A 26,582-nucleotide genomic window follows, 5' to 3' on the forward strand; every position below is an offset into this window, starting at 1 on the left:
CAATAAAAACCTAGCACTTCATCATAACGCCGTCTTGAGCCCCGCACGAGAATTCTCATCATGCGGCGCTGTCTGAGCGCATCAGCACAGGGAACGCGGGTTCCTGATGTTCTCAGGAAGCACAGAAAAACCATAGACATTGCGGCACAGCAAGCCTAGCCTGGATATACAAGTATTTTTCAACACACAGGGAGGATACGATGGCTAACGTTACGATCATTGGCGGGCACGGCAAGGTTGCTCTTCTGGCAGAACCGATGCTTCGTGAACGCGGACATACGGTGAACGCTATTATTCGTAGTGAAGATCAGTCGGCAGATATTATGGCGACCGGCGCTAACCCTGTGGTTGCCGATATTACCACCCTAAGCACTAAGGAGATGGCGCAGCTCTTCAAGGATTTACATACAGAAGTGCTGGTGTGGTCCGCAGGTGCGGGCGGTGTGGGTGGCCCCGAACGCACCTATGCGATTGACCGTGACGCCGCGATTCGCTCTATGGAGGCGGCACAGCAGGCAGGTCTTCGACGGTACATTATGGTCTCGTATTTGGGGGCCGGAACCGAGCACGGGGTACCCGCAGATAACCCGTTCTTCGCATATGCGGAGGCTAAGGCGGAGGCCGACCAGCATCTTCGCGGCACCCGGTTGGAGTACACGATTCTAGGTCCCGGCATGCTCACGACTGAGGATGAAGGCGGTATTAGCGTAGGGGTCGATCCGGTGTATCATTCCGATTTGAGCTCCCATACCCCGCGTGCCACCGTGGCGCGGGTGCTCGCTGAGGTGGTCGATGATTCCAGCACGATCGGCAAGGGCATTCCTTTCACCGGCGGCGATACCGAGATTCGGCAGGCTCTCGCTCAGGCACCGTCAAGCTCACAGCTGCGCTAGGGTTTGCCGGATGCGCCTGCCCCGGCTGAGTGCGGATGCGCCCCGAGCCTCTTCACGGGTTCGGGGCGTGTTTTTCTCTCGCGCAAGGTTGGTTCGCACGCCGGGGTGCGGGATGTTTGGTACTTGTCCCCGTGTCTGCACACGGTCGCGCTCTTGTCATGTAAGGTTTACCCGCAGCGTGCGGGTATTATCTCGCGACGAGTTCCGGGGCGGCTATTCCGTTGGTGCCGCATCGCTCGGTATCCTAAAGTACCAGGTATTTTTAGAGCAACCGCAGGAGGTTCCCGTGGGATTCTTCGATCTCTTCGCCGACAAAACCCCGGAAGAGCCCGCCGAGGCGCAGCTTACCGCCTACGTTCAAGGCAAGGTTCAGGGTGTGGGGTTCCGATGGTGGTGTGCCGGGGCCGCCAAGCCGCTGGGATTGAGCGGATACGCCGAAAACCTGGACGATGGTCGGGTGAAGGTGATCGCGCAGGGAAGCCGCGCATCTTGCGAGCGCCTGCTGGAGACCCTTAATTCGGGCGATACCGCCGGGCATGTGGATTTTGTGGATGCGTCTTTCACCGAACCGCAAGGCACATTCAAGGGGTTCGGGACCCGGTAGCGCACTCCCCTGCCACCCTGCTAAAAAGACTCTTTATGTGAATAAAGAGGCGTTTTGGACGCTTTATTCACATAAAGAGCCTTTTTATGCTCCCGATGCGCCCCGCAGTATGCCCCAAACACCCGGTAACGTGGAATAATAGTTTACGCACTCATATCATTCACGTAGTTCATGAAGGTCTTTGATGACACGCTATCGCTGGGGCATAACCGGTGCCTGCATTCTTTTCTTAGCCGGAGTTATTGTTTATAACCTACACGAATTTCTGGCATATGATTATCTGGTTTATTATGCCGGGGGTAAAAGCGTTAACTGGTTTCTTGATTATCCCAGCAGCCTCTATGATCTCGATATTCTTCGTGAAACTGTGCGGGCAGAAAACTTTAGATATACTTTCGGCGACAGCGGTCTGTGGCTTGCGTTTACGTACCCGCCGTTTGCTTCGCTCCTCTTTATTCCCGCATCGTTCTTACCCTTGCGGGTAGCAATCGGTCTTCATCTGGCATTTTTCGTGCCCATTGCCTTCTATTGCGCCAAGGTTCTGCGTGACTATCTGGTAAAGCGCAATTCTCGGCTGCTTTTTGAGAAATATCTTTCGCCTTTTTCCTTTATTGTTTTGTGTGCTGCGCTTATATTGCTTTCGGCACCGTGGCGCAATAATTTCTTGTACGGTCAAATAAATCCGTATCTATTGGCGCTTATTTTGTACGATCTTCTGCGGCCGGGTACCAGGATTCCGCGCGGCGTTTTTATCGGTATTGCTGCGGGCATTAAACTTACTCCGCTCGCCATAGGAATTCTTTTTCTAGTGCGTAAAGAGTGGAAATCCATTATTGCACTGGGAGTTTCGTTTGCGGGAACCATTGCAGCGGGGTTTGCTGTGCTTCCGCAGCAGTCTCTCACCTATTGGGGCAGCGTCATCTGGGATCCGTCACGCGTGGGCAACCCAATATCGAGCAATAGCTTGGCGATTCAGGGTATTTTAGGGCGCATGACCTTTCAGGATGGTACCGTGCTGAAGGCGCTGTACGGAACCACGGCAATCGCACTAATTGCGGTGGTGGGGTACGCCCTATGGAAGATGGAGCAGCACAAACTCTATCTATCGCAGATCTCGTTGGCGGTTCTTGTGCCGGTGTTTATCTCGCCGATCAGCTGGTTCCATCATGCCGTGATTCTACCGATTTTTATGGTGTGCGCGGCGGTCGATTTCTTGCCGCTGGCGGCACGGTGGCGTTCTCGTGCGGGGCGCATCCTGTGTTATACCTGCTATGCGCTGAGTTCTCTCATGCTGGTTAATACGCTTCTGGACTGGGGAAAGCTCGTGGTACGCTTCTGGCGGCGTGTCGATTTTTACCCGTTTACCGGCAGGTATCCGGGGGTGGATGCGCATACCCTGCTTCTGCGGGCGGCGGATGAGCAGCCGGTTATGTTTGTGACCTCAATTCCGGCATTGGCGCTCGTGGTGTTGGTTGTGCTGTGGGCGGTGCTCCTACGCCGCCCTGCCGAAAATATGCAGTAATCAGAAGGCTCTTAATGCGAATAAAGCGGGATTTCCAACGCTTTATTTACATCAAGAGCCTTTTTACGCAGTGATAGCGGCGGAAAAGCGAGAAGCCAGGACGCACACGCAAACGCCTCAATCACGCCAGATCTCGGCGAATTGGGCGCGTGTCATCATCGCCTGCCGCACGGCGACAGCCACCCGGTTGCCGTACTTGTCGGGACGGGCCGCGCTGGTGCTAATCCCATTGATAATATTCGTGAATCCGGCCTTCACCGCCACCCGTTCGGATGCCGTGTTCCCCGCCAACGCCGTCCATCCGATGGTGTCTAGGGCAAACCCGAGCGGGTCAAAGCCAAAGCCGAGGACTGTGCGTACCGCATCCGTCATGATGCCGCGCCCGCGCATCTGGGGAGCCGTATAAAACCCTAAGTCTGCGTGTGTTCCGGGCGCATTTGCGGAGCCTCCGGGCAGGCGCAGGGAGATAGCCCCCGCGAGCACCCCGCTGTAATCAATGGCCCAGGTGAGTTCACGCCCGGCAGCTGCGGCGCGCTGGGTAAAGTCGAGGAAGGTTCGCGCATCGTCGCGCGTGTAGTTCAGGGGGATGGTGGTCCATCGCACGGTTTCGGGGTCGGTGCAGATATGAACCAGCTCGTCAAGATCGGATTCGCGCAGTGACCTGAGGGTAAATTTTTCGGTGATGAGTTCCGGAATTCTCATGACATGACATTACCAGTTTCTGCGCTGTTTTGTGAGGCCTGCTGTGTCTGCAAATCCCCAATCACCATATTGTGTGACTCAAAACACTTGTAACATACCGACGGACGGTTGATTATTATGAATTACTCATATTAAAATGGATAGGATTCCTCTTGTGAGGAGAACAGAAGAATGCCTCAAGGCCACCGAAGTCACACACGAACCAGCCTTGAGGTACCCACCTAGATCAGGAAAGAAGAACACTATGGCTGTGCTAACTATTGGCGACCAGTTCCCCGCCTACGAGCTGACCGGCGTTGTTCCCGGCAAGCTCGCCGAGATTGAGGCAAACAAGCCCGAAGATTACTTCACCACCGTTTCCTCCGAGGGCCTGGACGAAGACACCTGGCGCGTCGTATTCTTCTGGCCCAAGGACTTCACCTTCGTCTGCCCCACCGAAATCGCCGCATTCGGCAAGCTCGCCGACGAATTCGAGGCACGCGACTGCCAGGTTATCGGCGTATCCGTGGATAACGAATACACCCACTACGCATGGCGCCGCTCCCACGAAGAGCTCGTAGATCTGCCCATCGTCATGGCATCCGACCTCAAACGCGAGCTCACCAATGCCCTGGGCGTCCTCAACAAGGACGGCGTGGCAGACCGCGCAACCTTCATCATCGACCCGCACAACACCATCCAGTCGGTATCCATTACCGCAGATTCCGTCGGCCGCAACACCGACGAAGTACTCCGCCAGCTGGATGCGCTCCAGTCCGACGAACTGTGCGCCTGCAACTGGAAGAAGGGTGCAGAAACCATCGACGCCTTCAAGGAGATGAAGTAATGAGCATTGAGAACCTGCGTAACGCGCTGCCTTCCTACGCGAAAGACATGAACCTGAATCTGTCTTCACTGCCGCGCATCACCTCGCTCACCGAGCAGCAGCTCTGGGGCGCAATCCTGGCCACTGCGGCGGCAACCAAGGTTGATTCCGTTATCGTTGAGATCGCAGCAGAAGCGAAAGAGCACCTGAGCGAAACCGCCTTCGATGCGGCACTCGGCGCGGCAACCATCATGGGGATGAACAACATCTTCTACCGCACCCGCGGCTTCCTCGACGGCGCCTATGACGATCAGCGCGCAAACCTGCGCATGCAGATCATCGGCAAAAACGGCGGTATCGACAAGCTCGACTTTGAGATGCTGGCGCTCGCAGTTTCTGCCGTGAACGGATGTTCGCACTGCGTGGCTGCCCACGAGCACACCATCCGCGAGGAGGGCGCCTCCAAGGAGCAGGTTAACGACCTGATCCGCATTGCGGCAACCATGGGCGGCGTGGCACAGGGTATTCAGCTGTCTGAAGCACTGGGCTAAGCACACAGAGCCCTACAGCCTCGCCCCGCGTAATCTCGCTTAAAAAGAGCCTGATAGTGAATAAGCGTTAGAAATTCCGCTTTTCACTATCAGGCTCTTTTTCGTGTGGGGCATAGGATAATACGGGTATGCAATACAGTATTTTGAACGCCGAGAATTCCCTACCAAGCACCGAAGAACTCGTTGAACTGTATGATGCGGTGGGCTGGAGCACCTACACTCGCGCACCCGAACGGCTGGTTCCTATGCTGGATGGGTCGCGGTACCTCTATGTGGCGCGTGAGAACACGGCGGAAGGGACCGAACGGCTTATCGGTCTGGTACGTGCGGTGGGTGATGGACAAACCATTGCGTATATCCAGGATCTACTGGTGCACCCGCAGGCTCAGCACCACGGTATCGGCTCGGCTCTACTGGGAAAGATCCTCGCCGATTTTGACCGGGAGAGCATTCGCCAGAGGTTCATCACTACAGATATTGTGGACACACCCGTCATCGAGCTCTATCGGCGCTTCGGCTTCACTCCGGTGCAGGATAACGGATGCGTGACCCTCGCGAAGTATGTATTCTAGAAACTAGCACACACCACAGAACTGGAAGGGGCTAAGACCTATGACTGCATACAATGACAAATATTTTGAAGAAATGCGGAGGCAGCCAAAAGGGGAGAATTTACCCCCGTTCCTAATACTCTACTCACCGGGGAAGAAGCTCGGCAGTCTGCTTTGGCAATGCTCAAAGCGGCAACAGGAACTGATGATTATACAGAGCTCGTTAAGATGACTCGCGGCCGCCGCAAGCTCTCAGAGCAGAAAGAACAAGCATCTCAACACTCACCAGTACTGCATATGCGACTGCCTGAAGAACTTAACAAGGGTCTTCGGAATATATAGTGGAATTACTTTCTTAATAGTTTAAAAACAACTGGTGTTTAAATCGGATTTTCTGGTGGGATGTTAGGATAATCAATAGTATTATATAAAAGTATCAATCACATACGAGTGATACTTTGGGAAAAAAATAAAATAGTCCAATTTACTTGACCGTGTACTATGGTACATGGTTTATAATATTCAGGGGGTGAAATAAGATGATTTATCGCATTAGTGAGTTTGCAGATATGAAACTATGTTAGACGACTTAAAACAACGATGTCCAGATGAAAAGCAATTACATTCGTGTCCAATAATAGAAACATTAGCATGAGAGATTAATTAACGAAAGGAGCTTTTTTATGAATAAATTTAAGGTAAACATTTCAGGAATGACTTGTACGGGTTGTGAAAAACACGTAGAATCAGCACTTGAAAAGATAGGTGCTAAAAATATTGAGTCTAGTTATCGTCGTGGTGAAGCAGTATTTGAACTGCCCGATGATATTGAGGTTGAAAGTGCAATAAAGGCGATTGATGAAGCAAATTACCAAGCCGGAGAAATTGAAGAAGTATCATCACTAGAAAACGTGGCGTTAATTAATGAAGACAATTATGACCTTCTTATTATTGGTTCTGGTGCTGCTGCCTTTTCTTCGGCAATTAAAGCTATAGAATACGGTGCAAAAGTTGGAATGATTGAGCGTGGAACGGTTGGGGGAACCTGTGTGAATATTGGCTGTGTTCCGTCAAAAACTCTTCTTAGGGCAGGGGAAATCAATCATTTATCAAAAGACAATCCGTTTATAGGTTTACAAACATCCGCTGGAGAAGTGGATTTAGCTAGTTTAATCACGCAAAAGGATAAATTGGTGAGCGAACTTCGGAATCAAAAATATATGGATTTAATTGATGAATATAATTTTGATTTAATTAAAGGTGAAGCAAAATTCGTTGATGCTAGTACGGTTGAGGTCAATGGGGCAAAGTTATCTGCAAAACGCTTTTTAATTGCAACAGGTGCATCGCCTTCGTTGCCCCAAATTTCAGGACTTGAAAAAATGGACTATTTAACTAGTACAACACTTCTTGAGTTAAAGAAAATACCAAAACGATTAACTGTAATTGGTTCAGGATACATTGGAATGGAGCTTGGACAACTATTTCATCATTTAGGTTCAGAAATAACGCTTATGCAAAGAAGTGAGCGACTTTTAAAGGAGTATGATCCTGAGATTTCAGAGTCAGTTGAAAAAGCGTTAATTGAACAGGGTATAAACCTTGTCAAAGGGGCAACTTTTGAGCGTGTTGAACAAAGTGGAGAGATAAAAAGGGTTTACGTAACAGTAAATGGCAGTAGAGAAGTCATTGAATCAGATCAGTTACTTGTTGCCACTGGAAGAAAACCAAATACGGATTCTTTAAATTTAAGTGCAGCAGGTGTTGAAACTGGAAAAAATAATGAAATCCTGATCAATGATTTTGGTCAAACAAGTAATGAAAAGATTTATGCAGCAGGAGATGTGACTTTAGGACCACAATTTGTATATGTAGCAGCCTATGAAGGTGGAATTATTACTGATAATGCTATTGGTGGATTAAACAAAAAAATAGATTTATCGGTAGTTCCTGCTGTTACGTTTACGAATCCGACGGTTGCAACGGTTGGTTTAACAGAAGAACAAGCAAAAGAGAAAGGGTATGATGTGAAGACATCTGTATTACCTTTAGATGCTGTTCCAAGAGCAATTGTAAACCGTGAAACAACCGGTGTATTTAAACTAGTAGCAGATGCAGAAACACTAAAAGTATTAGGGGTTCATATTGTATCTGAAAATGCAGGAGATGTCATCTATGCAGCATCATTAGCTGTTAAATTTGGCTTAACGATAGAAGATTTAACAGAAACCCTAGCACCATATTTAACAATGGCTGAAGGGCTAAAATTAGTTGCACTTACGTTCGATAAAGATATTTCGAAATTATCTTGTTGTGCAGGCTAAGGGAACTTTTTTACAACTCCCTATTCAAGTGAACCAGCTAATGCTTTAAGGGATTTTCTAAGTGAATTTGTGGTCACAAAAATAATTTAACACTGATGATTTCGACATCAAATCTATAATTGATACCTTAACACCGCAGAGTAATAAAGGATGAATAATATGTCAGACTTATTATCCCTACCAGACATTAAAACAATAGAACCGCCACAAGAAAATGAAACCGATATGATGTTTAAAGTTGAAGCAGTCGGACCACCTGAACGTTGTCCTGAATGTGGTTTTGACAAGTTGTACAAACACAGTTCAAGAAATCAACTAATTATGGATTTGCCCATTCGTTTAAAGCGAGTGGGCTTACAATTGAACCGTAGACGATACAAGTGTCGTGAATGCGGATCTACCTTCTGGGAACGCCTAATATCTGTAGATGAAAAGCGTAGTATGACCAAAAGGCTTTTAAAGTCCATTCAAGAGCAATCCATGTCTAAGACCTTTGTAGAAGTCGCAGAAAGCGTTGGTGTTGACGAGAAAACCATTAGGAACGTTTTTAAGGACTATGTGGCACTCAAAGAACGTGAATACCAGTTTGAAACTCCTAAGTGGCTTGGGATAGACGAGATACATATTATCCGTAGACCTCGGCTTGTATTGACTAATATTGAACGCAGGACTATTTATGACATCAAGCCTAACCGTAACAAGGAAACAGTCATCCAACGTCTTTCAGAAATCAGTGACAGGACTTACATTGAGTAAGTCACAATGGATATGTGGAAGCCCTACAAAGACGCAGTGAACACTATCCTTCCACACGCTAAAGTTGTCGTAGATAAGTTTCATGTAGTTAGAATGGCTAATCAAGCCTTAGATAACGTCAGAAAGTCTTTGAAAGCCCATATGAGTCAAAAAGAAAGACGTACCCTTATGCGTGAAAGGTTTATCCTTCTAAAGCGTAAACACGATCTAAATGAACGTGAATCATTCCTCTTAGATACTTGGTTAGGTAATCTTCCTGCTTTAAAAGAAGCCTATGAACTCAAAGAAGAGTTTTACTGGATATGGGATACTCCTGATCCAGATGAAGGTCATCTTCGTTATAGTCAATGGAGACACCGTTGTATGTCCAGCAACTCTAAAGACGCATATAAAGACCTCGTGAGAGCCGTAGACAACTGGCATGTTGAAATATTCAACTACTTTGATAAAAGGCTCACTAATGCTTATACGGAGTCAATTAACAGCATTATTAGGCAGGTAGAGCGAATGGGTAGAGGTTACTCGTTTGATGCCTTACGAGCCAAAATCCTTTTCAATGAGAAGCTCCATAAAAAGCGTAAGCCACGATTTAATTCAAGTGCTTTCAATAAAGCTATGTTATACGATACTTTCAATTGGTATGAAGTGAATGATCACGACATTACAGACAACTTAGGTGTCGATTTTTCCACACTTATTAAGAATTTGGAGAAGGGTGATTTATAAGCCCTTTTCCACCATAAAATCCGAATACCCCTTAACAATACTATCCGAGACCTAGCATCTCAACGAGGACAAAGCACCTCTGAAGTTGCCCGCGAACTACTTGTTAAGGGGCTAGCGGCAGCTTAACTTAAAGTGAATAGGGGGCAGTTGAATCAGCTGCTCCCTCTTACTCTCAATCCCTGAGGCACCGGGCTATACCCAGAGTTTTACCTACGCAAGTTCAGATGCAGATGCGAGTAGGACAATAAATTCTAAGCCGCTTCCTGCCTCTGAGGTTGTTCCTTAGGCTTTTTCTGCGGGTGCTTTCGGGAAGCCCATCACCGCCGAGAGCAGGACGAACGCACAGATAATAGAGACCATCAGAATCGTCCTCTCCCCCGGAATCACCGCGAGCAGGAGCGAGGAAATAATACCGCTTCCATATTGGAACGACCCTAAGAGTGCCGCAGCGGAACCGGCGATGGCAGGTTCCACAGAATTTAGGGCGGCGGCGTTCGTACAGGCGGCAACGATGCCGTTCATACTAAACACCAGGAACACCGGAACCGCTACACCCCACAGACCACCCACATCCGCAGCAACAGTTATCACGGCGAGTATAGAAGCCAACCCGGCAACCGCAGTCGAAATACGCAGCAGAAAATCCAGACTATAGCGCTGCACAAATCGTCGATTGAAACTGCTAAGCACCATCACCCCGATAATATTCACGCCGAAAAGCAGACCGTAATAGCGCGGATCAACCCCGAACCGCGTAATATACACACTCGACGATGCCGTGATAAAAGCGTAAATCGCCACGTAAAAGAAACACACGCACAGCACGTACCGCATAAAAGTGCGGCGGCGCAGCAAAAGCGGATAACTTCTAAACGCCGCAAGTACCGAACTGCTTTCACGCTTATTCTCGGGCAGACTCTCAGGCAGGAAAAAGACCAAAAGCAGAATAACGGCACTGATGGTCACAATAGCCCAGAAAGTCAGCCGCCACCCACCCGATACCACCAGAAACCCGCCAAGAAGCGGCCCGGCAATCGGCGCAATCGCCATAATAAGCACAAGAGTAGAAAGTACCTGTGCCGCACGCACGCCCTGATACATATCACGCACGATAGCGCGGGCAAGCATAGGACCCACGCACGCACCGACCGCCTGCACCAAGCGCCACAGAACCAGTTCGGTCGTGGTTGAGGCGAGCGCGCATCCGGCAGAACCGACGGCAAAGATTGCCATGCCCAGCATCAGCGGAATTTTGCGCCCGATGCGGTCGCTGACAGGCCCCCAAATCAGCTGCGCAATCGCGAACCCGATGAGGAATCCCGTAATCGTCAGCTCGATATTGCCGCCCATCTGCGATTCGATGCTCGGCAGGCCCGGCAGGTAAAGGTCGGTCGAGATAGCCGAGCAGGCCATGAGGGCGCTGAGTGTTGTGTAGAGAAAAAGCATGCGGCGCGGATTCTCCACCGCACCCTGTGAATGCGTTGCCACGAAAACCTGAATTCTTGGTTGTGTCTGTGTGATGTTTGCTTGCTGTCAGAGGTTCCTCTGAACGTTGAGAAAAAACCTGTGAGAGGCACCTCTTTGATTCTACTCCCCTCTTCCCGAGGATCTAAGGGCGCTTTGGGGGTTTATCCGCACAGGTGAAAACAGTGGGCACCGAGCGCTGATGACTCGCCCACTGCCTTATTCAGGTAATATGCCTAACTCGTGAATCTTATGTATAACGTGAGCACGTCACGCATAAAACCTCATGTCAGGTGAATTTTAGACCGACCGGAGCGCTGCATCCCAGGTGGAGGCGAGGCGCACCGCGGCGGCGACGAGCGCATCCAGCTCACCGGCGTAGACAGGAGTGGAACGCACGCCCGCGCACCAGTCAATCGTGCCCAGACCCAGCCAGGGTTTGCCGGGGAAGAACTCGCGCCGCAGCGCCACCCGGCGTTTCCCCAAAGCCCGACGACCGGGCACATAACCGCCGCGGCTAATGAAAAATTCATCCCGGGCTTCGGCGATGACCTGCTGATCCAACACCCGCAGAGCATTAACCCAGCTGGGCTCCCCCGTCTTGGGCAGGTCGGTTAATTCGGGATATTCCTCGTCACGCTCGGTCACGCTCACGCCCAAAATATACTGATACCGCACCTGATCCAGCTCGCCGGGAAGCCCACGGTCGGCACTCTGAACCGTTCCGCACAGATGCCGTGCCACGGGCTCGCCCGCCAGATTCACACCCATCAGCGGCAGCTCGGGGCCGTCAAGATACAGCCCCACCGCGCCGGTTCCCGTAATATTTGGGCGCACCGACCATCCAGGCAGGCCCTGCTCTAGCACCGGATGCACCCGCTGAAGAACCTCAAAAACCTGCTCACGTGAAACCGCCATTGCGTTCCTCTCAGCACTTTCAACCTGCGTTTACTTTCCTCCATTGTCTCGCACAGATCTGGCGTATGCGGCACGCCACAAACCTGCGGGTATCGTAGCGGCAACACACGCGGTAAGATAGCAGACGTTGCGCCTAAAACTGCGGGCCGCACTCCTCTACACCTGAGCCGTCGAAAGGAGGCCGACCGTGTTCAATATCGAGCCCGAGACGCTGTTCCGAATCGTAGATATTGCAGCCGTAGTGGCTAATGGCCTGCTCGGCGGAGCAGTGGCGCGCGCCCTGCGGTTCGACATGGTGGGCTTCTTGCTACTGGCGGTCGTCTGCAGCATGGGCGGCGGCATGATTCGTGACATCCTGCTGAATGTGGGGCTTCCAATAGCGCTTACCGACGGCTGGTACTGGGTAGGCGCTATTACCTCGGCGGCGTTGGCGTATGTGCTGGATCTGAGCTCAAACTGGGCCACCCGCGCCCTTGTGGTCGTAGACTTTCTGGGCATGGGCTGTTGGGCGGCTACCGGCACCATCAAATCCCTTACCCTGGGGCTGCACTGGCTTCCAGCAATCGCGCTGGGGGTGACAACGGCGGTTGGCGGCGGGGTTATCCGCGATATTATGGTGAACCGCATCCCCGCTATCTTCGGCGGAAACTCGCTCTACGCCACGGTAGCGTTCGTGGGCGCCGCCGAAACGGCAATTTGTTTCAGGATGCTGGAACGCCCTCATGTGGCGATCGCTATGTCTGTGCTCACCTGCACGGTGTTGGGTATTGTGGCGCGGTGGCGCGACTGGCGACTGCCGATGCCCACCACGCTGAAGGTTCAGCGCCCGCGCCTGCTGGATGTATTCCGCCGCGACCACGAACACCTTGAGAACGAAGGCTGGGCACCGGGCACGCCGCTCACAAATCAGCTGGATGTGATTACAGAGGACCAGATTCAGGCGTACCGCGATCAGCTGCATCGTGAACGGGAGCAACGCGGTAAGTAACGGGTCTGCTACTTCGCCCTGAGAGGTTCCTCAACGCTGTTCGGAAAGAAACGATAAAGGCGGCGGGATGCTCATGTGTGCCAAGCACCCCACCGCCACAAAAGTACCCTGCGACCGCCGCGAAAGCCCCCTGTCGCAAGGCACTCGTATTAGCATACCCGTAAACCTATCCCTAAGGGTAGGGTTTTAAGCTGTCAAGTGGTTAACCCGATTTAGATTTTCGGGTGGAAACAATATAAATATATAATTTTGTGTTTCTGACGATTAATTTTCTTCGGCTCGATGCGCCAGTGCCTCATTCAGACGGCGAAAACCTTCTTGAGTATTGTCAAGAAGTTTAGGCATGAGGGGCACAAGCAGACCACTGAAGATTTCGGACTGTATCAGGTGAGTACCGCCGCCGGGCAAAGGGTTCAGTTCAAAGCGGTGCTGACCGTCAAAAATTCCCGGGATTCCGAGACGACCCAGCCATTCAAGACTCTGATTTTCGGATGCTTCCAGCACGGTGGGGCGGAAGGTCATGGGGCGCTTGCCCGGTTTCATCGTGAGTGTAAGGCGTTCTCCAGCATGCGGCACACCTTGCGCCCAAATAATAAAGGGGTTCCACGCGGGATACTCCTCAAACCGGGTCAGGATTTCCCAAACACGATGCGGTTCCGCCTGGATAGTAATTTCGGCACGGATACTGCGGCTCATCATCAACACTCCTATACACAATAACCATTCTTTTTACTATGTATTCCAGTGTATACGATGAACTTCGGGGGCATCAGGTTATTCACGACAGAGGTGGAAGCGCACGACTACCTTCCCAAGCGTGGGCTTTATCTTTTACTCATGCTGGGCACTATCAAAAACCGGGAGCGTTTTCTTCGTTCGGGAGCAGTTTAACTGCTCCCGAACGAAGAAAACGCTCCCGGAACTCAGCTTTCAGCCGCAGACCCGAAGTACTACGCCGTGACCTGGCGCTTCGAGGAAATCACGCCGGTGTTGAAGCCCGCAAGGTGAAGTCCACCATGGAAGCGTGCGTGCTCGATCTTCACGCATCGGTCCATGACCACGTTCAGCCCAGCTGCCTCACCGATAGCGGCAGCTTCCTCATTCCACGAGCCCAGCTGCATCCACACGGTTTTCGCGCCCAGATCAACCGCCTCCTGAACCACGCCCGGGAGGTCTTCATTGCGGCGGAAAATCTCGACGAGATCGGGCACCTCTGGTAGGTCCTGAAGCGAGGCGTACACCGGCTGCCCCAGCACGGTCTTGCCTTTCGCCGCAAGAATCGGGTTCACAAAATACACTGTATACGGCGACGAAGACAGCAGGTAGGTTGCCACAAAGTTTGAGGCGCGCGAAATCTTATCGCTCATCCCCACAATCGCGATAGTGCGGGTATTGCGCAGAATGTTCAGCCGCTCGGGGGCGCTCGGGCCTACCCAGGTACGTTTCTCAGTCATTAGTTGCCCTCCTTCGCGGGTGCATCCTTGGGCTCTGAGGCGCCCGAAGCTGCGGCGCTATTCGGCAGTGCGTAGGCGACGCCCTGCTGCGGGTCAGCCTCTTCGGCGGCGAGAGCCTCTTGCGCCGCAACGAGCTTATCGGCGCTGGATTCGCCCACACGTTCACCCGCGTGGTTCAGGCCAGTCGCGTGGGTGAGTGCCTGGTCAAGGTCCCAGATAATGTCTTCAACATCCTCAAGCCCAACCGAAATACGGATCAGGTCTTCACCCACGCCCGCCGCGGCAAGCTGCTCGCTGGAAAGCTGCTGATGCGTGGTCGAACCCGGATGCAACACCAGAGTGCGCGAGTCACCAATATTTGCCAGATGCGATGCCAGCACGAGCGCGCTAATGAACTCGCCGCCAACCACGCGGCCGCTCGCCTTCTCGGTGCCCTTCACCCCGAAGGAGAACACAGACCCAACGCCCAGCGGCAACAGTTTTTTCGCGCGTTCGTGGTGCGCATGCCCCGGCAAGCCTGCGTAGTTTACGTAGGCGATGCGCGCATCCTCAACCAACCAATCCACGACCTTTTTCGCGTTGGCGAGGTGCGCATCCATGCGCTGCGGCAGGGTTTCGACGCCCTGAAGCAGGTTGAATGCCGACTGCGGTGAGAGCGCGGGGCCGAAGTCGCGCAGCTGCTCGGAGCGCAGTTTTGTGAGGAACCCGTATTCGCCGAAGTTCCCCCACCACGAGACGTTATTGTACGAAGGCACCGGCTCGGTCATGAGCGGGAAGTTGCCGTTCGCCCAGTTGAACCGTCCGCTCTCAACAACCACGCCGCCGAGGGTGGTTCCGTGCCCGCCCAGGAATTTGGTGGCGGAGTGAATCACGATGTCGGCCCCGTGTTCCAGCGGGCGAATCAGGTATGGGGTTGAGATAGTAGCGTCTACGACGAGGGGGATTCCCGCCTCATGGGCTACAGCGGCGAGCCCTTCAAGGTCTGCGATCTCGCCGGAGGGGTTGGCGACAACCTCCGTGTAGATTGCCTTTGTGTTCTCGGTCAGCGCCGCCTTGTAATCCGCAGGGTCGGTGCCTTCCACGAAAGTGGTTTCGATACCGAACCGGCGCAGGGAGACATCCAGCTGGGTGACTGTCCCACCGTACAGCTGGGAGGATGCCACAATATGGTCGCCCGCCTGGCAGAGCGCGGCGAAGGTGATGAACTCGGCGGCCATGCCGGATGCAGTCGCCACCGCCCCAATACCACCCTCTAGGGATGCAATGCGCTCTTCCAGCGCGGCAACGGTCGGGTTCGATAGTCGCGAGTAGACGTTGCCGTATTTCTGCAGGGAGAAGAGATTGGCGGCATCGTCGGTGTCTTTGAAAACGAATGAGGTGGTCTGGTAGATAGGGACCGCGCGGGCGCCGTGTTCAGCGTCCGGGGTGCCGCCCGCGTGCAGGGCGCGGGTGCGGAATCCGAAAGTATGTTCAGCCATGCATGACTCCTGGTTAGCTTAGCGCAGCCGAATGATGCGCCAAGGTCGAGGAACAGAGGTACTCAACCCTATACTGTGCCACGGTCCCCGGATGCGCCAAGTGCGCGTAGCAATGTGTCGTTTGTGTCGGTTTATGACGGGAATTAGAACATGCAAGCAATTGCGTCACCAGCATATATATTTCTTATCTAGCAACTCGACCACTCAAAAATCACGTTTGAGAAGTCGGCCGCCGCCAGTTGCTCGGGCGTTATCAGCCAGTTTGCGGAGCCCGCATCGCCCCAGAGAAGTTCCGGGGTTTCTTCCTCTGACTCCCAGTCCGCCTCAGAAACAATGGTCAGCAGGTTCACCGTGTGCCCCTGCAGGTTCTCGTCGAAATCCCGCGGGTCATTCTGAATAAAGTAGGGGTAACCGCCAATCCGAGAGTACTCATCGCTCTCCTCATACGGGAGAGTAAGCTCCTCAACAGCTTCCGTCCGCTGAATCCTCGCCCGCTCGTCGTCTCCCGTGGGCAGTTTATCCTCGGGATACAGCTCGTCCCACACTCGTGCAAAATCGGGATAGTAGTAGTGCGCAGTACCGGTAACTCCCTGCTCGACTACGCTGAACGAGAGCGCAAATTCCACGCTTTCCGGTTCGATAGGCCAACCGATCGCATCCCAGTCAATCACCGGCAGCGGCGCATCCGGGTTCGGCTCACCCACGCTCTCGTAGTAGAGCACCCGCCAGTTCTCTTGAACCGCAGGCTTGTTATAGTCATACCCCCACACGGTGTCGTGAGGGTCAATCCAAAATTGAAGCATGCCGCTCTTCGGATAAATATTATTCTGCGGCAGCTGCGCACAGTTAATCTGCGCAATCATCCCCAAGGGCTGGCCGGATGCATTCGTCGGCACGGACTCTCCTACAGGCAGGTACGGCACTCCCCCGAACTTGGAGGCGGTCTTCGGCAACGGCTGCTGCGATGGGGTTGCCGTAATCCTGATAGCCTGCTTGAGTTTTCCCTGATTCATAACGTCGAGGACTCGACGCACCTGCGCTTCGGTATTTTTAGCTGCATTCTGCTCGGTGGTATTCATATGTTCCTCCGGGTGGTTGGTTCAGTGCTACAACCATCAGAACACATTTTGCGGGGGCGCGCACAGAACTTCGTCACTCGTGCGCTTATTCAACGGTGTATTTTTTTGGAAGGCCACACGCTGCATGATTCGGAGCATGACTCTAGGCGCCCCAAAGATTCAGGGGGTGTGGCGTATCAAGTATCTTGAGTACACCACAACCCCCTGTATAAGAATTATCGAGCGGGTCGGTTAGCTGCTCGACCACTCAAAGATCACGTTCGAGAAGTCACCCGCCGCCAGCTGTTCGGGCGTTATCAGCCAGTTTGCCGCGCCTCCGCCGCACCACATGAGCTTAGGTGAACCGTCATGGGGTTCTGCCCAGTCCACCTCAGAAACAATGGTCAACAGGTTCACGGTATGCCCCTGCAGAGCCTCATTGAAGAACCGGGGGTCGCTCTGCACAAAGTAGGGATACCCACCGATCTTCGAGAATTCATCGTTCTCCTCAATCGTAAGAGCGGCACCCTGCGCCTCCTGGTAGCTTTCAAGCTGCGATTCGGGGTACATCTTATTCCACACGCGCGCGAAATCTTCATAGTAGTAATTGGCGGCGCCGGTAATACCCTGCTCGATCGCCTCGAACGAAAGCGCAAACTCGGTCTGTGTGGGTTCAACAGGCCAGTTGTCCTTGGGTTCTATGGCAGGAAGAGTCGTGTTCGGGTCTGGCCTGCCCACGTTCTTGTAATAGATAACCCGCCAGTTCTCCTGAGATGCAGGCTTCGCGGCATCAAACCCCCACGCCTCGTCCTTCGGGTCTATCCAGAATTGCACCATGCCAGTTTTTGGATAGATATCATTCGGCGGCAGCTCTGCACAGTTAATCTGCGCGATCATCCCCAAGGGCTGACCACTGGAGTTTGTCGGTGCCGAAGCACCCACAGGTACATAAGGAATGCCCCCAAATTTTGAGGCGGTCTTTGGCAGCGGGGTCTTAGAGGCAGTTGCCGTGATGCGTACCGCCTGCTTGACGTGGTCTTTATTGAGAGCATCGGCAACATGCTGCGCTTTTTCTTCTAGAGTGCTCATGGACATCCTCCAAGGCGTGGTTAATGGCATGTATTAACCATGAGAACACACTTTTTTATAGTATGCCTTGAATATCGTTGTGGGGTGAAAAACGAACGCATCCGCATACTACACAATGTGAACCAGTACGACCGCACCCTTGCCCGGAATCCCTGGAGGGTTCCGGGCAAGGGTGCTGTCGCTGTGATACGCATACTAGATGTTCTTATCGATTTCCTCGATCACGCCTAGGGCCGCGGTAATTCCCGCGTTCAGATAGAACATATCGGAATCTACCTTATGAGCGTGCTTCTCCTTGACCGCCTTCAGGCTTTCCCACAGCGTCTCAGAGGTGAGCTTGGATTCGTCGCCGCCCTGCACCCATGAATACACATGGGCTCTTCCATCTCTTTATCAACCCACATAGCTATATTCCAAAAACGGTATATAAACTTGTCAGAGTATATATTCCACATTCCCTATCTGGAATATATGCTGTATAAAACCTCTCTTGGCGGCTCGGCACGGTTAAAGTGTCAGGGTGCCTAGGTACCGTCGAGGTATCAGAAAAAAACCCCGCACTTTCACGGGGCGGTACCCCACCGAGAGAGGATCAGCACCTATGGCACAGCACCCCCTGAGCGCATCCCGCATCGTTGCAACCGCCGAGGATATTGTTAGCGCCGATCATCAGTTCCTCATGTCCACGGGAACGCTCGTACACCACGAAACCTTCAATATAGAGGCCATTCGCCGCGATTTAGAACAGCTCATTGCCGAGCGTGTTTGTCTGCAGGTCGCCCCAGCGTCAAATTCCTGCACCCGGATGCTCACTCAGCATCGTTATGGCGAGGCCGGATTTCAACAAAATCTTCACGAATTACGCCGGGCGGCGCAGAACGCTATCCTGATGGTTTTCCCGCACGATCAGCTTGAGATTGGTCTTCGTTTCGAGCGGATTCAGGGCACCAAACTGGCGCTGACGCGTATGTATTGCAGCCTCCGTTACGGCGATGCCTGGTATAAGCATTGGGCGCCGCGGGTGCTGCCCTTGGAAGGGTATGCTTTCGCCACCGAGAGCCGCCCGGGTTCCGGTGATTTTAGGATTAATACCGCGCAGTTCCTCAATATGCTGGGCCTGCTGGAAGTCGCCATGATGGGGCTTGATGTGAGCGAATGGGACCTGTGGGAGTGCGAAAACCCCAAAGACGCCTGCACCAAATTCAAACGGGAACGCCGGGACGTGCGCCGCCGCATCCGCGAAGATTACGGTATGACCGCTTAGGGTTTTCGGGCAGAGCAAAGCTCCCCACCACCGAACGATGCGGTGCGCGGGGAGCCAGCACGGTTACGGATTAACCACGGTGTGCGTAACGGTACAGGAACGCCGCCATAGCCTCACGACTGATGCTCTCGTGGGGACGGAAAGTTCCGTCATCCCAACCGGTCGTAATCTTGCTGTCATGCAGCCAGGCAATTTCACGGTAGAACATGTTCTGTTCGGGAACATCCTTGAAGGGCGCATTCTGCACCTCAACCGGCGGTTTCCCAGAGTAACGGTAGAAGAATGCGGCCATAGCCTCGCGGCTGACGGGGTCGTGAGGACGGAAAGTCTTATCGGGCCAGCCGGTTGTAATACCTTGCTGCTGGAACCAGATGATTTCCTTGTAGAAGGGGTCGCCTTCCTTCACGTCGGTAAAGGGGGATTCCTTCGGCAGCTGTACCTCGGGCGATCCGGACATACGATAGAAGAACGCCGCAATAGCCTCACGTTCGATACTTTCGTGCGGGCGGAACGTGCCATCGACCCAGCCGGTTGTGATGTTCTGCCCGGCGAGCCAGGTAATCTCGCGGTAGAACATATCGCCTTCGTGCACATCCGAGAACGACTGAGCGGGCTCTGCCGGTTTACTCGGCTCAGGTTCGGCAGGCTTACTGGGCTCTGGCTCGGTAGGCTTCGACGGTTCCGGTGCGGGGACCGTCGGGGCCGGGTCAGCTGATTTACTCGGTTCAGGGGTTGGAGCAGGGTCAGCAGGTTTGGTAGGCTCAGGCGCTGGTGCCTCGGAGCTTTCCGATGGCTCGGGAGTCGGTGTTTCAGCCGGTTTGCTGGGCTCGGGCGTGGGTTGCGTCGGTTCAGGGGTTGGTTCCGGGGCCGGGTCAGCAGGTTTCGGCTGTTCGGGTTCCGGTGTCTTAGCTGTATTCACCAGACGGTTGAGCCACAGGTTAGATTCCAGACCGTCATTCTTCTCAACCATCGTGGGGAAGATAATATCCCCATTCGGCAGCTCAAGCGCATTGTACGACCCGCTCTTATCGGTCGAACGCAAGTCAGAGAGCGGCACATCGTGATCAAATTCAAGGGTCTTTGACATCCAGACCAGGCGGCCGTTTGCGGAATCGACTGCCACAATCTTGTCGCCAGCGGTGAAGAACGATGCGATCGCCCCCATACCGTGCGGCGCGGTGGAGCTTTCGCGCACCGTTGTGAAGGAAGAACCATCGTACTTGAGAACCTGCACGGCACTGGCGCTTGCGGCGTAGTTATTCCACCGGTAGACGTATCCGTCCGGGGTGGTGAGCAGGCCGTTGAGGCTGGCTGCCTCTTCCGCATCCTTGGGCTGGGTTTGCTCAACCACCGAAATACCCTGAGCACTCAGATGTAGCAGCTGACCGTTCTGAATCTTATTGCCCTCTTCGTTGTACACAGATTTATTGGGGCTGTATAGGAACGAGCCGTCGGGCAGCGGCGCAAGCGTGCGGGTGCTTCCGGTGAAAACGTCGCCATAATATTCGCTCAGGTCATCGGCGTGTGCCACCGAGGGGTCAAAGTCCAGCGGAGATTTGACGGTTTGCGCTTTCACCGTGCCATCAGAGGCGACGTTGACGTACCGCGCCTGCCCGCTGCTATCGGCGGTGAGCACAGCCCAGCTGTTGGTCGCTTCGTTGTAACCGAGCGCCAGAATATTTTCGGATTCGCTGAAGGTGACACCCGCGAAAGTACCCTGAGATACAAGCTTGCCGGATTCATCTACCCGGTAGCGCTCCAAGGCGCGAGTATTCGCGTTCACAAACACGATATCGCCGGTGGCGGGATTGGCGGCAAAGTGCGCGCTGGAACCCATCGGCAGGGTTGCAGACTCTGTCTGCTGCAAAGTCTTTGGGTCGATGACCGCGTAGCGTGCATCCGCCCCGCCGCCGAAGCTTTTACCTGCCGCGTAGAAAAGATAAGAGCCCGCGCGCACGGTATTTTGCGGATTATTAATATCGGTACCCGAGTTCAGGCTCTCACCCAGTTTATAGCCGCTGTTTTGGGCATCTTTCGCCTGAGTACCGGAATACGAAAAGGTGAGAGCGTCCAGCCCCACGCCGTCTTCGTAGAAGTTCGAGAATGCGTGATTACCTTCGGCGGTGAGATTAGCCGCAACATTGCTCCAGGTGACAACGCCGTCTTTTTCACTCTGCTGAGCGGTCTTGAGCGAGAGCTTCGCCATCGGGATTTCGTGGGGTCCTTCCCACTGCCCGGAGGTGTAATTTTTGGTGCGCACAACCATGTAGAGCGTACCGGTGCCCTGTGCCGCATCCACCTCGATGCGCGGGTTTGAGAGCGTTAGGTTCAACGAGCATTCTTCGGGTTTATTGCGGTCGGCGCAGTGCGAGATATATTGAACTTTGCCGGATCCCTGAAGTGAAACTTGGTTACCGTCCTCAGAAACTTTGGTTTCTTGGTTGGGGAAGGTGAACAGGTCGGTGGAGTTGTAGCTTGCACCTTCGCTGACCTTGTACGGTTCGCCGATGTAGTTGCGGAATGAGGTTTTGATACCCCAGGTGATATTTCCGGTGCTTTGGTTCTGTTCGGCGGCTACCGCTACACCGGAATCGGCGTGAGCGTTCACAGCCAAAAGCGGAGTTGCGGGCAAGAGCATGGTGCCTGCGAGAGTGAGTGCGCAGATGCGTCTGAGGGTGCGCTGGCGTGATGCAAACGTGAAAGACATGTGTAATCCTCGTTGATCTATTGAGTTAGGACACCCTTAATGTAGCAACATCCTACCCTTAATACAAAAGAGCTTAACGCCACTCTGTGACGAGTTGTCGCTACAAAGTGTTCATACACTACAATGCCCTCACTTCGCTGCAATAGAGCGCTAACGACAACATGCAGACCACCGAAAACTCTAGATTTTATTCGATATTTCTAATACTAAATACCGTGAGAATATTTTTAATATACTCTTCTAAAATGCTTAATATTACGGCTAGAACCAGCCACGCTTTTTAAAGAAGAGATACACCACCACACACGCAACCACCATGAGCACGAGCGATGCCGGGTATCCGTAAGTCCACTTCAGCTCGGGCATATCCTCAAAGTTCATACCGTAGATAGACCCGATAATTGTGGGCACCACCAGGATTGCGGCACCCGCCGAAATACGCTTCATATCTTCGTTTTGCTGCTGCGCCACAATCGTATCGTGCACCGTAAACGTATTCTGCAGGGACGTGCGCAGATCCTCTAGGCGCTCCTTAACCTGCACCACGTGATCCTGAATATTGCGGAACTGCCGTTGCAGCTCATCCTTCTCCTGCGCGATTTCGGTTGCGGTAGCACCCGTATAGGGGCTGACGTCAAGTACGCCGTCACGAATCTGCTGCATGATGCGCGCGAGCATCATATCGAGCGGTTTGCAGGCACGCTGAAAATCGGCAACCTGGTTGAGCAGTTCGTAGGTGCGGCGTGACAGTGTGCGGTCGCCGGCGCCGGTTTCTTTGAAGAGCGCATCCTCAATTTCATCGCCGTCGTTTTCGAGCCCTTCGAGCACCGGCATGTAACCGTCTACCGTCTGGTCGATGATGCGGTGCAGCAGGCGTATGGGCGAGCCGTCCGGAGTGGCGTAGATCAGGTTGAAGCGTTCGTACACTGCCTGCTGCGAATGTATCTGATCGTTCACGATGCTCAGCAGGTAGTCACGCCCCAAGAACATGTGCATCTCGCCTAGACGCACCTCTTCTTCGGCATCCAGGTAGATGGCGGGGCGTACCACCGCAAACAGGGAGCCTTCGTAGCTTTCAAGTTTGGCGCGCTGATGCCCGTGCGAGGCGTCTTCGAGCGCAAGTTCGTGCAGGTTAAAGGTTTGCTGAAGCTCGCGCAGCTCCCGCGCGTTCGGGGTCATGTAGCCGAGCGCCACGCTTGCGCCGCCCTCACGGTAAGCATCAAGCGCCTCGGACTGGGTAACCCCCATACGGATGCGGTCCTGCTGCGGATAAATAGCACCGGTTACATACGACATAGGTTAAGTGTAGGGGTAGGCCCCCAGGTGCTAAAAAGAGCCTTTATTCGAATAAAGAGTATTTTTCGCCGCTTTATTCAAATAAAGGCTCTTTTTATGCAGGGGATTTATCGAATGCGCCGGTAGATCTGAGTTGCGGGGTCCCGCTCAAGTATTCCGTGATCCACGCCGTAGCGACGCACCAAGGCAGGGTCATCTGTGTACTGCCTGATGCGCTCGTTCACCTCACGCTCCGAAAACTGCTCGGAGGCAGGAATACTCTTTTGAAGAATCCAACGCAAAAGAGCATTCTTATCCTGCGCACGTGAGGGCCAGGTATGCACTCGTCCCTTGACTAAAAACCGCTCAACATCATCTGTTACCTGGTTTTTCGCGGATTTCAAAAGACTCAAGTAGTCGGAGAATACCTCGGTAACCTGCCAAAGCCCATCCTCTGACTTCTCAATGAGCCTGACTGCTTCAAGACGCGCCAACAGTTTACGATCACGATAGTTAGGCGTTTTCGGCACATCCTGCACGATAACCTTGGCATACATTTCTCGGGATTCATCATTCGCCAGTGCAGCTATCACCGGCAAAATATTTTGCACATTATCCATCATTTAATTCTGCATCATTCCTACAACGTAAAAAGGCTCTTTATTCCAATAAAGCATTAAAAACGCCGCTTTATTGGAATAAAGAGCCCTTTTCTGGGAGGGAGAAGAAAAGAACCTAATCCATCAAGTCACGGACCACAATGGTCTGGTCGCGGTCGGGGCCTACGCCGATTGCCGAGATGCGGCAGCCGGAAAGTTCTTCAAGCTTATGCACATATTTGCGGGCGTTCTCGGGCAGCTCGTCCAGGGTTTTCGCATCCGAAATGCTCTCGTTCCAGCCGTCGAAGTACTCGTAAATCGGCTTCGCGTGGTGAAAATCGGTCTGTGTCATCGGTATTTCGTCAAAGCGCACGCCGTCCACCTCATACGCCACGCATACGGGGACCTTCTCAAGACCGGTGAGCACATCCAGCTTGGTAATAAACAGGTCGGTAAACCCGTTGATGCGCACCGCCTGGCGTGCAAGCACCGCATCGTACCAGCCACATCGGCGCGGACGCCCCGTGTTCACGCCGAACTCGCCGCCGGTTGTACGCAGAAAATCGCCCATCTTATCGAAGAGCTCTGTGGGGAACGGACCGGCACCCACGCGGGTGGTGTATGCCTTCTGAATACCGATCACGCGAGAAATACGGGTGGGGCCAACACCCGACCCCACGCAGGCGCCCCCGGCGGTCGGGTTTGAGGAGGTCACGAACGGGTAGGTACCGTGATCGACGTCGAGGAAGGTCGCCTGGCCGCCCTCCATGAGCAGGGTTTTACCCTCATCAAGTGCCTTATTGAGCAACTGAGTAGTATCAACGATCATAGGTTTGAGCCGCTCGGCGTAAGACATGAAATAGTCCACGATTTCGTCTACCTCAACATGGCGGCGGTTATAGACCTTCACGAGCAGCTGGTTTTTCTGCCGCAGCGCGCCTTCAACCTTCTGCCGCAGAATCGACTCATCCAAAATATCCTGCATACGAATACCTAAGCGCCCTACCTTATCCATATAGGCAGGCCCAATACCGCGCCCGGTCGTGCCGATCGCGCGCTTACCCAAGAAACGTTCGGTGACCTTATCCATCGTCTGGTGGTACGGTGCCACCAGGTGAGCATTTGCCGAAATCTTGAGTTTAGAGGTGTCGGCGCCGCGCGCCTGCAGACCCTCAATCTCAGAGAAAAGTGCCTCCGGGTTCACCACCACGCCGTTGCCGATTACGGGGGTTGCGTTCTCGCTCAGAATGCCGGCGGGCAGCAGCTTAAGCTCAAATTTTTGGCCGTTCACCACCACGGTATGCCCAGCGTTGTTGCCGCCGTTCGGCTTGACCACGTAGTCCGCGCGGGGTCCGAGCAGGTCGGTTGCCTTACCTTTACCTTCATCGCCCCACTGGGCGCCCACGATCACAACAGCTGACATTCTTGCTCCTCTAGGATGTACTCCCCGCCGTTTCGGCGGCCGTGCGCGGGTTCTTCAAACCCCTTAGGCACACATTTGTTAATCATAACGCGCCCCTGTGATGGTGCATCTATTATTTAGCGGTTGCAACACATCTTTTCCGTGAGTCTCTGCGGCGTAAACCCCGTGATTCGGCGGTAAAAGCCACTTTGGAGGGCCAACATACAGGATGCGCGCCCGGGGCAACCTGCCGCGAGCGCGCATCCATGAATTATGCCCGGGTGTATGCCCCAGGTACCGCATGAACCTTCTTATTTGAGAATCTTGATGAAGGTCATAGGGTAGTTGTACATTTCACCGCGATTAGCCGCGATAGCGCCTAAGATGTGGAAGATAATCATGAGTATGCCGGTGACTGATACCACCAAAAACCATATCGGAGACAGGATGAAGAATGTGATAACCATCAGGAGGAATGCGGCGGTGTTAATAACCCACATGGAGAAGTTGAAATTGAAGGCGCGGCGCGATGATTCTTTGGTGAATTCATAGCCGGGCTTGTCTTTGTAGATGAGCCAGAAGATGAGCGGGGCTATGAAGCTCAGCGTGTTCAGCGACAGCAGCATGGCGAGAAGCGATGAGAGGTGCGCGAATATCGCCATGTTTTTTGCGTCCGGGGTAATACCTTGGTGGTTATATTCTGGCCGTTGCTGGCTGTACCCCGGACCCGGCTGTTGGTTATAACCGGGCTGATTCTGGTAGTTCGGTTGTCCGTTGTTGTAGTTAGGGTCGTAGGTCATAAGAACCTCCTCAATGCAGCGTGTTGGGCTGTGTTTTACAGTATATGCCGCCTACCTTAATGCAACATGGGAATCGTGGGGAGAGGATATTTGTAGTCCTCACCAGAATTTGCTTTAACCGCCCCGATAATGTGGAACACGACAGCGGTAACGCCCAAGCCTGCGATCAGAAGCCACAGTATGGGAAACATTGTAAAGAACAGCATAAATGGCTCGCCGGATTGGCTTTGCGCCCCTATGATGAGGGATATTACCATCAGCAGAACCAGCAGCAGGAATGAACTGAAAATAGTGATAACCATGGTCACGCCCAGGTTGAAGGCTCGTGCGGCGGCGCTGCGTACTCGCTCATAGCCGGGCTTGTCTTTGTAAACCGCCCAGAAGATCAGCGGAATTAAGAATCCTGCAATCCCGGAAAGATGCGCGAGCATCGCCATGTTGTTAACGTCGGTGGGCTGCTGTATCACATAGACCGGTTGCCCGTAACCCGGTTGTGGGTAGCCTTGGCCCGGCTGCTGTGGGTTGTATCCCGGCGGGTATGGCTGCTGACCCTGGTTAGGCTGCGGATTCTGCTGGTAGGGGTCTTGGTTGGGGTCAAAGTTTGACTGGCTCATGTTTTCACCCGTTCTGTGTGTTGTCGTCTCTGTGTTTC

24 protein-coding genes and 2 pseudogenes are annotated in these 26,582 nt (G+C 53.3%); 11 read left to right on the forward strand and 15 right to left on the reverse strand.

Annotated features, from left to right (window positions below):
• Positions 1–200 precede the first annotated feature (200 nt).
• The 3 genes from HMPREF2981_RS05235 (at position 201) to HMPREF2981_RS05245 (ending at position 3,019) form a co-directional block, all read left to right on the forward strand.
• Positions 201–893 carry an SDR family oxidoreductase gene (locus tag HMPREF2981_RS05235; protein WP_070661375.1) on the forward strand — a complete coding sequence of 231 codons (693 nt, stop codon included), beginning with the start codon at positions 201–203 and terminating at the stop codon, positions 891–893.
• Between the two features lie 178 nt (positions 894–1,071).
• Complete coding sequence (locus HMPREF2981_RS05240; protein WP_246825324.1) at positions 1,072–1,497, forward strand: acylphosphatase; 426 nt, start codon at positions 1,072–1,074, stop codon at positions 1,495–1,497.
• A 184-nt stretch (positions 1,498–1,681) separates the two neighbouring features.
• Positions 1,682–3,019, forward strand: coding sequence for a glycosyltransferase 87 family protein (locus HMPREF2981_RS05245; protein ID WP_070661378.1), 1,338 nt, complete (start codon positions 1,682–1,684; stop codon positions 3,017–3,019).
• A 117-nt stretch (positions 3,020–3,136) separates the two neighbouring features.
• Here the strand turns inward: HMPREF2981_RS05245 and HMPREF2981_RS05250 are convergent, their stop codons facing one another.
• Positions 3,137–3,721, reverse strand: coding sequence for a GNAT family N-acetyltransferase (locus HMPREF2981_RS05250; RefSeq protein WP_004006489.1), 585 nt, complete (start codon positions 3,719–3,721; stop codon positions 3,137–3,139).
• 244 nt (positions 3,722–3,965) lie between these two features.
• Between HMPREF2981_RS05250 and HMPREF2981_RS05255 the strand changes: the two genes are divergently transcribed.
• The 6 genes and pseudogenes from HMPREF2981_RS05255 to HMPREF2981_RS11265 all read left to right on the forward strand — a co-directional run bounded on the left by HMPREF2981_RS05255 (position 3,966) and on the right by HMPREF2981_RS11265 (position 9,434).
• Entirely contained in the window at positions 3,966–4,547 is a 582-nt protein-coding gene (locus HMPREF2981_RS05255; RefSeq protein ID WP_070661381.1) for a peroxiredoxin, read from the forward strand.
• Complete coding sequence (locus HMPREF2981_RS05260; RefSeq protein WP_070661383.1) at positions 4,547–5,077, forward strand: alkylhydroperoxidase, AhpD family; 531 nt, start codon at positions 4,547–4,549, stop codon at positions 5,075–5,077. The genes HMPREF2981_RS05255 and HMPREF2981_RS05260 overlap by 1 nt, the downstream gene beginning before the upstream one ends.
• Before the next feature lie 128 nt (positions 5,078–5,205).
• Positions 5,206–5,649 carry a GNAT family N-acetyltransferase gene (locus tag HMPREF2981_RS05265; RefSeq protein WP_070661386.1) on the forward strand — a complete coding sequence of 148 codons (444 nt, stop codon included), beginning with the start codon at positions 5,206–5,208 and terminating at the stop codon, positions 5,647–5,649.
• A gap of 544 nt (positions 5,650–6,193) precedes the next feature.
• Positions 6,194–6,283, forward strand: a pseudogene (locus tag HMPREF2981_RS10605) (Hg(II)-responsive transcriptional regulator); the annotation flags it as partial.
• Positions 6,284–6,311: 28 nt separating this feature from the next.
• Positions 6,312–7,952 (forward strand): mercury(II) reductase, encoded by a 1,641-nt coding sequence (merA, locus tag HMPREF2981_RS05270; protein ID WP_001031935.1) that lies wholly within the window; start codon positions 6,312–6,314, stop codon positions 7,950–7,952.
• Positions 7,953–8,111: 159 nt separating this feature from the next.
• A pseudogene (locus tag HMPREF2981_RS11265) lies at positions 8,112–9,434 on the forward strand (ISL3 family transposase).
• A gap of 282 nt (positions 9,435–9,716) precedes the next feature.
• Here the strand turns inward: HMPREF2981_RS11265 and HMPREF2981_RS05280 are convergent.
• Entirely contained in the window at positions 9,717–10,922 is a 1,206-nt protein-coding gene (locus HMPREF2981_RS05280) for a multidrug effflux MFS transporter (protein ID WP_246825327.1), read from the reverse strand.
• A gap of 276 nt (positions 10,923–11,198) precedes the next feature.
• A complete protein-coding gene (locus HMPREF2981_RS05285; RefSeq protein WP_070661390.1) occupies positions 11,199–11,816 on the reverse strand; it encodes an L-alanine-DL-glutamate epimerase in 618 nt (205 codons plus the stop codon).
• A 187-nt stretch (positions 11,817–12,003) separates the two neighbouring features.
• Between HMPREF2981_RS05285 and HMPREF2981_RS05290 the strand changes: the two genes are divergently transcribed.
• A complete protein-coding gene (locus HMPREF2981_RS05290; RefSeq protein ID WP_004006482.1) occupies positions 12,004–12,804 on the forward strand; it encodes a trimeric intracellular cation channel family protein in 801 nt (266 codons plus the stop codon).
• Positions 12,805–13,068: 264 nt separating this feature from the next.
• On the opposite strand, the gene HMPREF2981_RS05295 is transcribed toward HMPREF2981_RS05290, so the two are convergent.
• The 6 genes from HMPREF2981_RS05295 to HMPREF2981_RS10790 form a co-directional block, all read right to left on the reverse strand.
• Positions 13,069–13,503: an SRPBCC domain-containing protein gene (locus HMPREF2981_RS05295; protein ID WP_070661394.1), complete on the reverse strand. Its 435-nt coding sequence runs from the start codon at positions 13,501–13,503 to the stop codon at positions 13,069–13,071.
• 251 nt (positions 13,504–13,754) lie between these two features.
• The gene (locus HMPREF2981_RS05300; RefSeq protein ID WP_013398362.1) at positions 13,755–14,258 is read right to left on the reverse strand and encodes a CoA-binding protein; all 504 of its coding nucleotides are present in this window, start codon (positions 14,256–14,258) and stop codon (positions 13,755–13,757) included.
• Positions 14,258–15,736, reverse strand: a complete 1,479-nt coding sequence (locus tag HMPREF2981_RS05305) for an O-acetylhomoserine aminocarboxypropyltransferase/cysteine synthase family protein (RefSeq protein WP_070661396.1) — start codon at positions 15,734–15,736, stop codon at positions 14,258–14,260. Before HMPREF2981_RS05305 ends, HMPREF2981_RS05300 begins: the two co-directional genes overlap by 1 nt.
• A gap of 188 nt (positions 15,737–15,924) precedes the next feature.
• Positions 15,925–16,815, reverse strand: coding sequence for a YwqG family protein (locus tag HMPREF2981_RS05310; RefSeq protein ID WP_070661399.1), 891 nt, complete (start codon positions 16,813–16,815; stop codon positions 15,925–15,927).
• 231 nt (positions 16,816–17,046) lie between these two features.
• Positions 17,047–17,883, reverse strand: coding sequence for a YwqG family protein (locus tag HMPREF2981_RS05315; RefSeq protein WP_070661402.1), 837 nt, complete (start codon positions 17,881–17,883; stop codon positions 17,047–17,049).
• Positions 17,884–18,078: 195 nt separating this feature from the next.
• The gene (locus tag HMPREF2981_RS10790; RefSeq protein ID WP_246825328.1) at positions 18,079–18,255 is read right to left on the reverse strand and encodes a hypothetical protein; all 177 of its coding nucleotides are present in this window, start codon (positions 18,253–18,255) and stop codon (positions 18,079–18,081) included.
• Between the two features lie 229 nt (positions 18,256–18,484).
• On the opposite strand from HMPREF2981_RS10790, the gene HMPREF2981_RS05320 reads away from it, so the two are divergent.
• Positions 18,485–19,147 (forward strand): hypothetical protein, encoded by a 663-nt coding sequence (locus tag HMPREF2981_RS05320; protein WP_070661405.1) that lies wholly within the window; start codon positions 18,485–18,487, stop codon positions 19,145–19,147.
• Between the two features lie 70 nt (positions 19,148–19,217).
• On the opposite strand, the gene HMPREF2981_RS05325 is transcribed toward HMPREF2981_RS05320, so the two are convergent.
• From HMPREF2981_RS05325 to HMPREF2981_RS05350, 6 genes are all read right to left on the reverse strand, one after another.
• Complete coding sequence (locus tag HMPREF2981_RS05325; protein WP_070661407.1) at positions 19,218–21,854, reverse strand: HtaA domain-containing protein; 2,637 nt, start codon at positions 21,852–21,854, stop codon at positions 19,218–19,220.
• A gap of 261 nt (positions 21,855–22,115) precedes the next feature.
• Positions 22,116–23,150, reverse strand: a complete 1,035-nt coding sequence (locus tag HMPREF2981_RS05330; protein ID WP_070661411.1) for a magnesium and cobalt transport protein CorA — start codon at positions 23,148–23,150, stop codon at positions 22,116–22,118.
• A 107-nt stretch (positions 23,151–23,257) separates the two neighbouring features.
• Complete coding sequence (locus tag HMPREF2981_RS05335; protein ID WP_070661414.1) at positions 23,258–23,752, reverse strand: DUF2087 domain-containing protein; 495 nt, start codon at positions 23,750–23,752, stop codon at positions 23,258–23,260.
• 112 nt (positions 23,753–23,864) lie between these two features.
• Entirely contained in the window at positions 23,865–25,151 is a 1,287-nt protein-coding gene (locus HMPREF2981_RS05340; RefSeq protein WP_013398350.1) for an adenylosuccinate synthase, read from the reverse strand.
• Positions 25,152–25,441: 290 nt separating this feature from the next.
• Positions 25,442–25,930: a DUF4870 domain-containing protein gene (locus HMPREF2981_RS05345; RefSeq protein ID WP_070661417.1), complete on the reverse strand. Its 489-nt coding sequence runs from the start codon at positions 25,928–25,930 to the stop codon at positions 25,442–25,444.
• A 56-nt stretch (positions 25,931–25,986) separates the two neighbouring features.
• The gene (locus tag HMPREF2981_RS05350) at positions 25,987–26,544 is read right to left on the reverse strand and encodes a DUF4870 domain-containing protein (protein WP_070661420.1); all 558 of its coding nucleotides are present in this window, start codon (positions 26,542–26,544) and stop codon (positions 25,987–25,989) included.
• Between the last annotated feature and the right edge of the window lie 38 nt (positions 26,545–26,582).

Origin of the sequence: Rothia sp. HMSC069C01 (genome assembly GCF_001814655.1) — a bacterium.
Taxonomy (GTDB): domain Bacteria; phylum Actinomycetota; class Actinomycetes; order Actinomycetales; family Micrococcaceae; genus Rothia; species Rothia dentocariosa.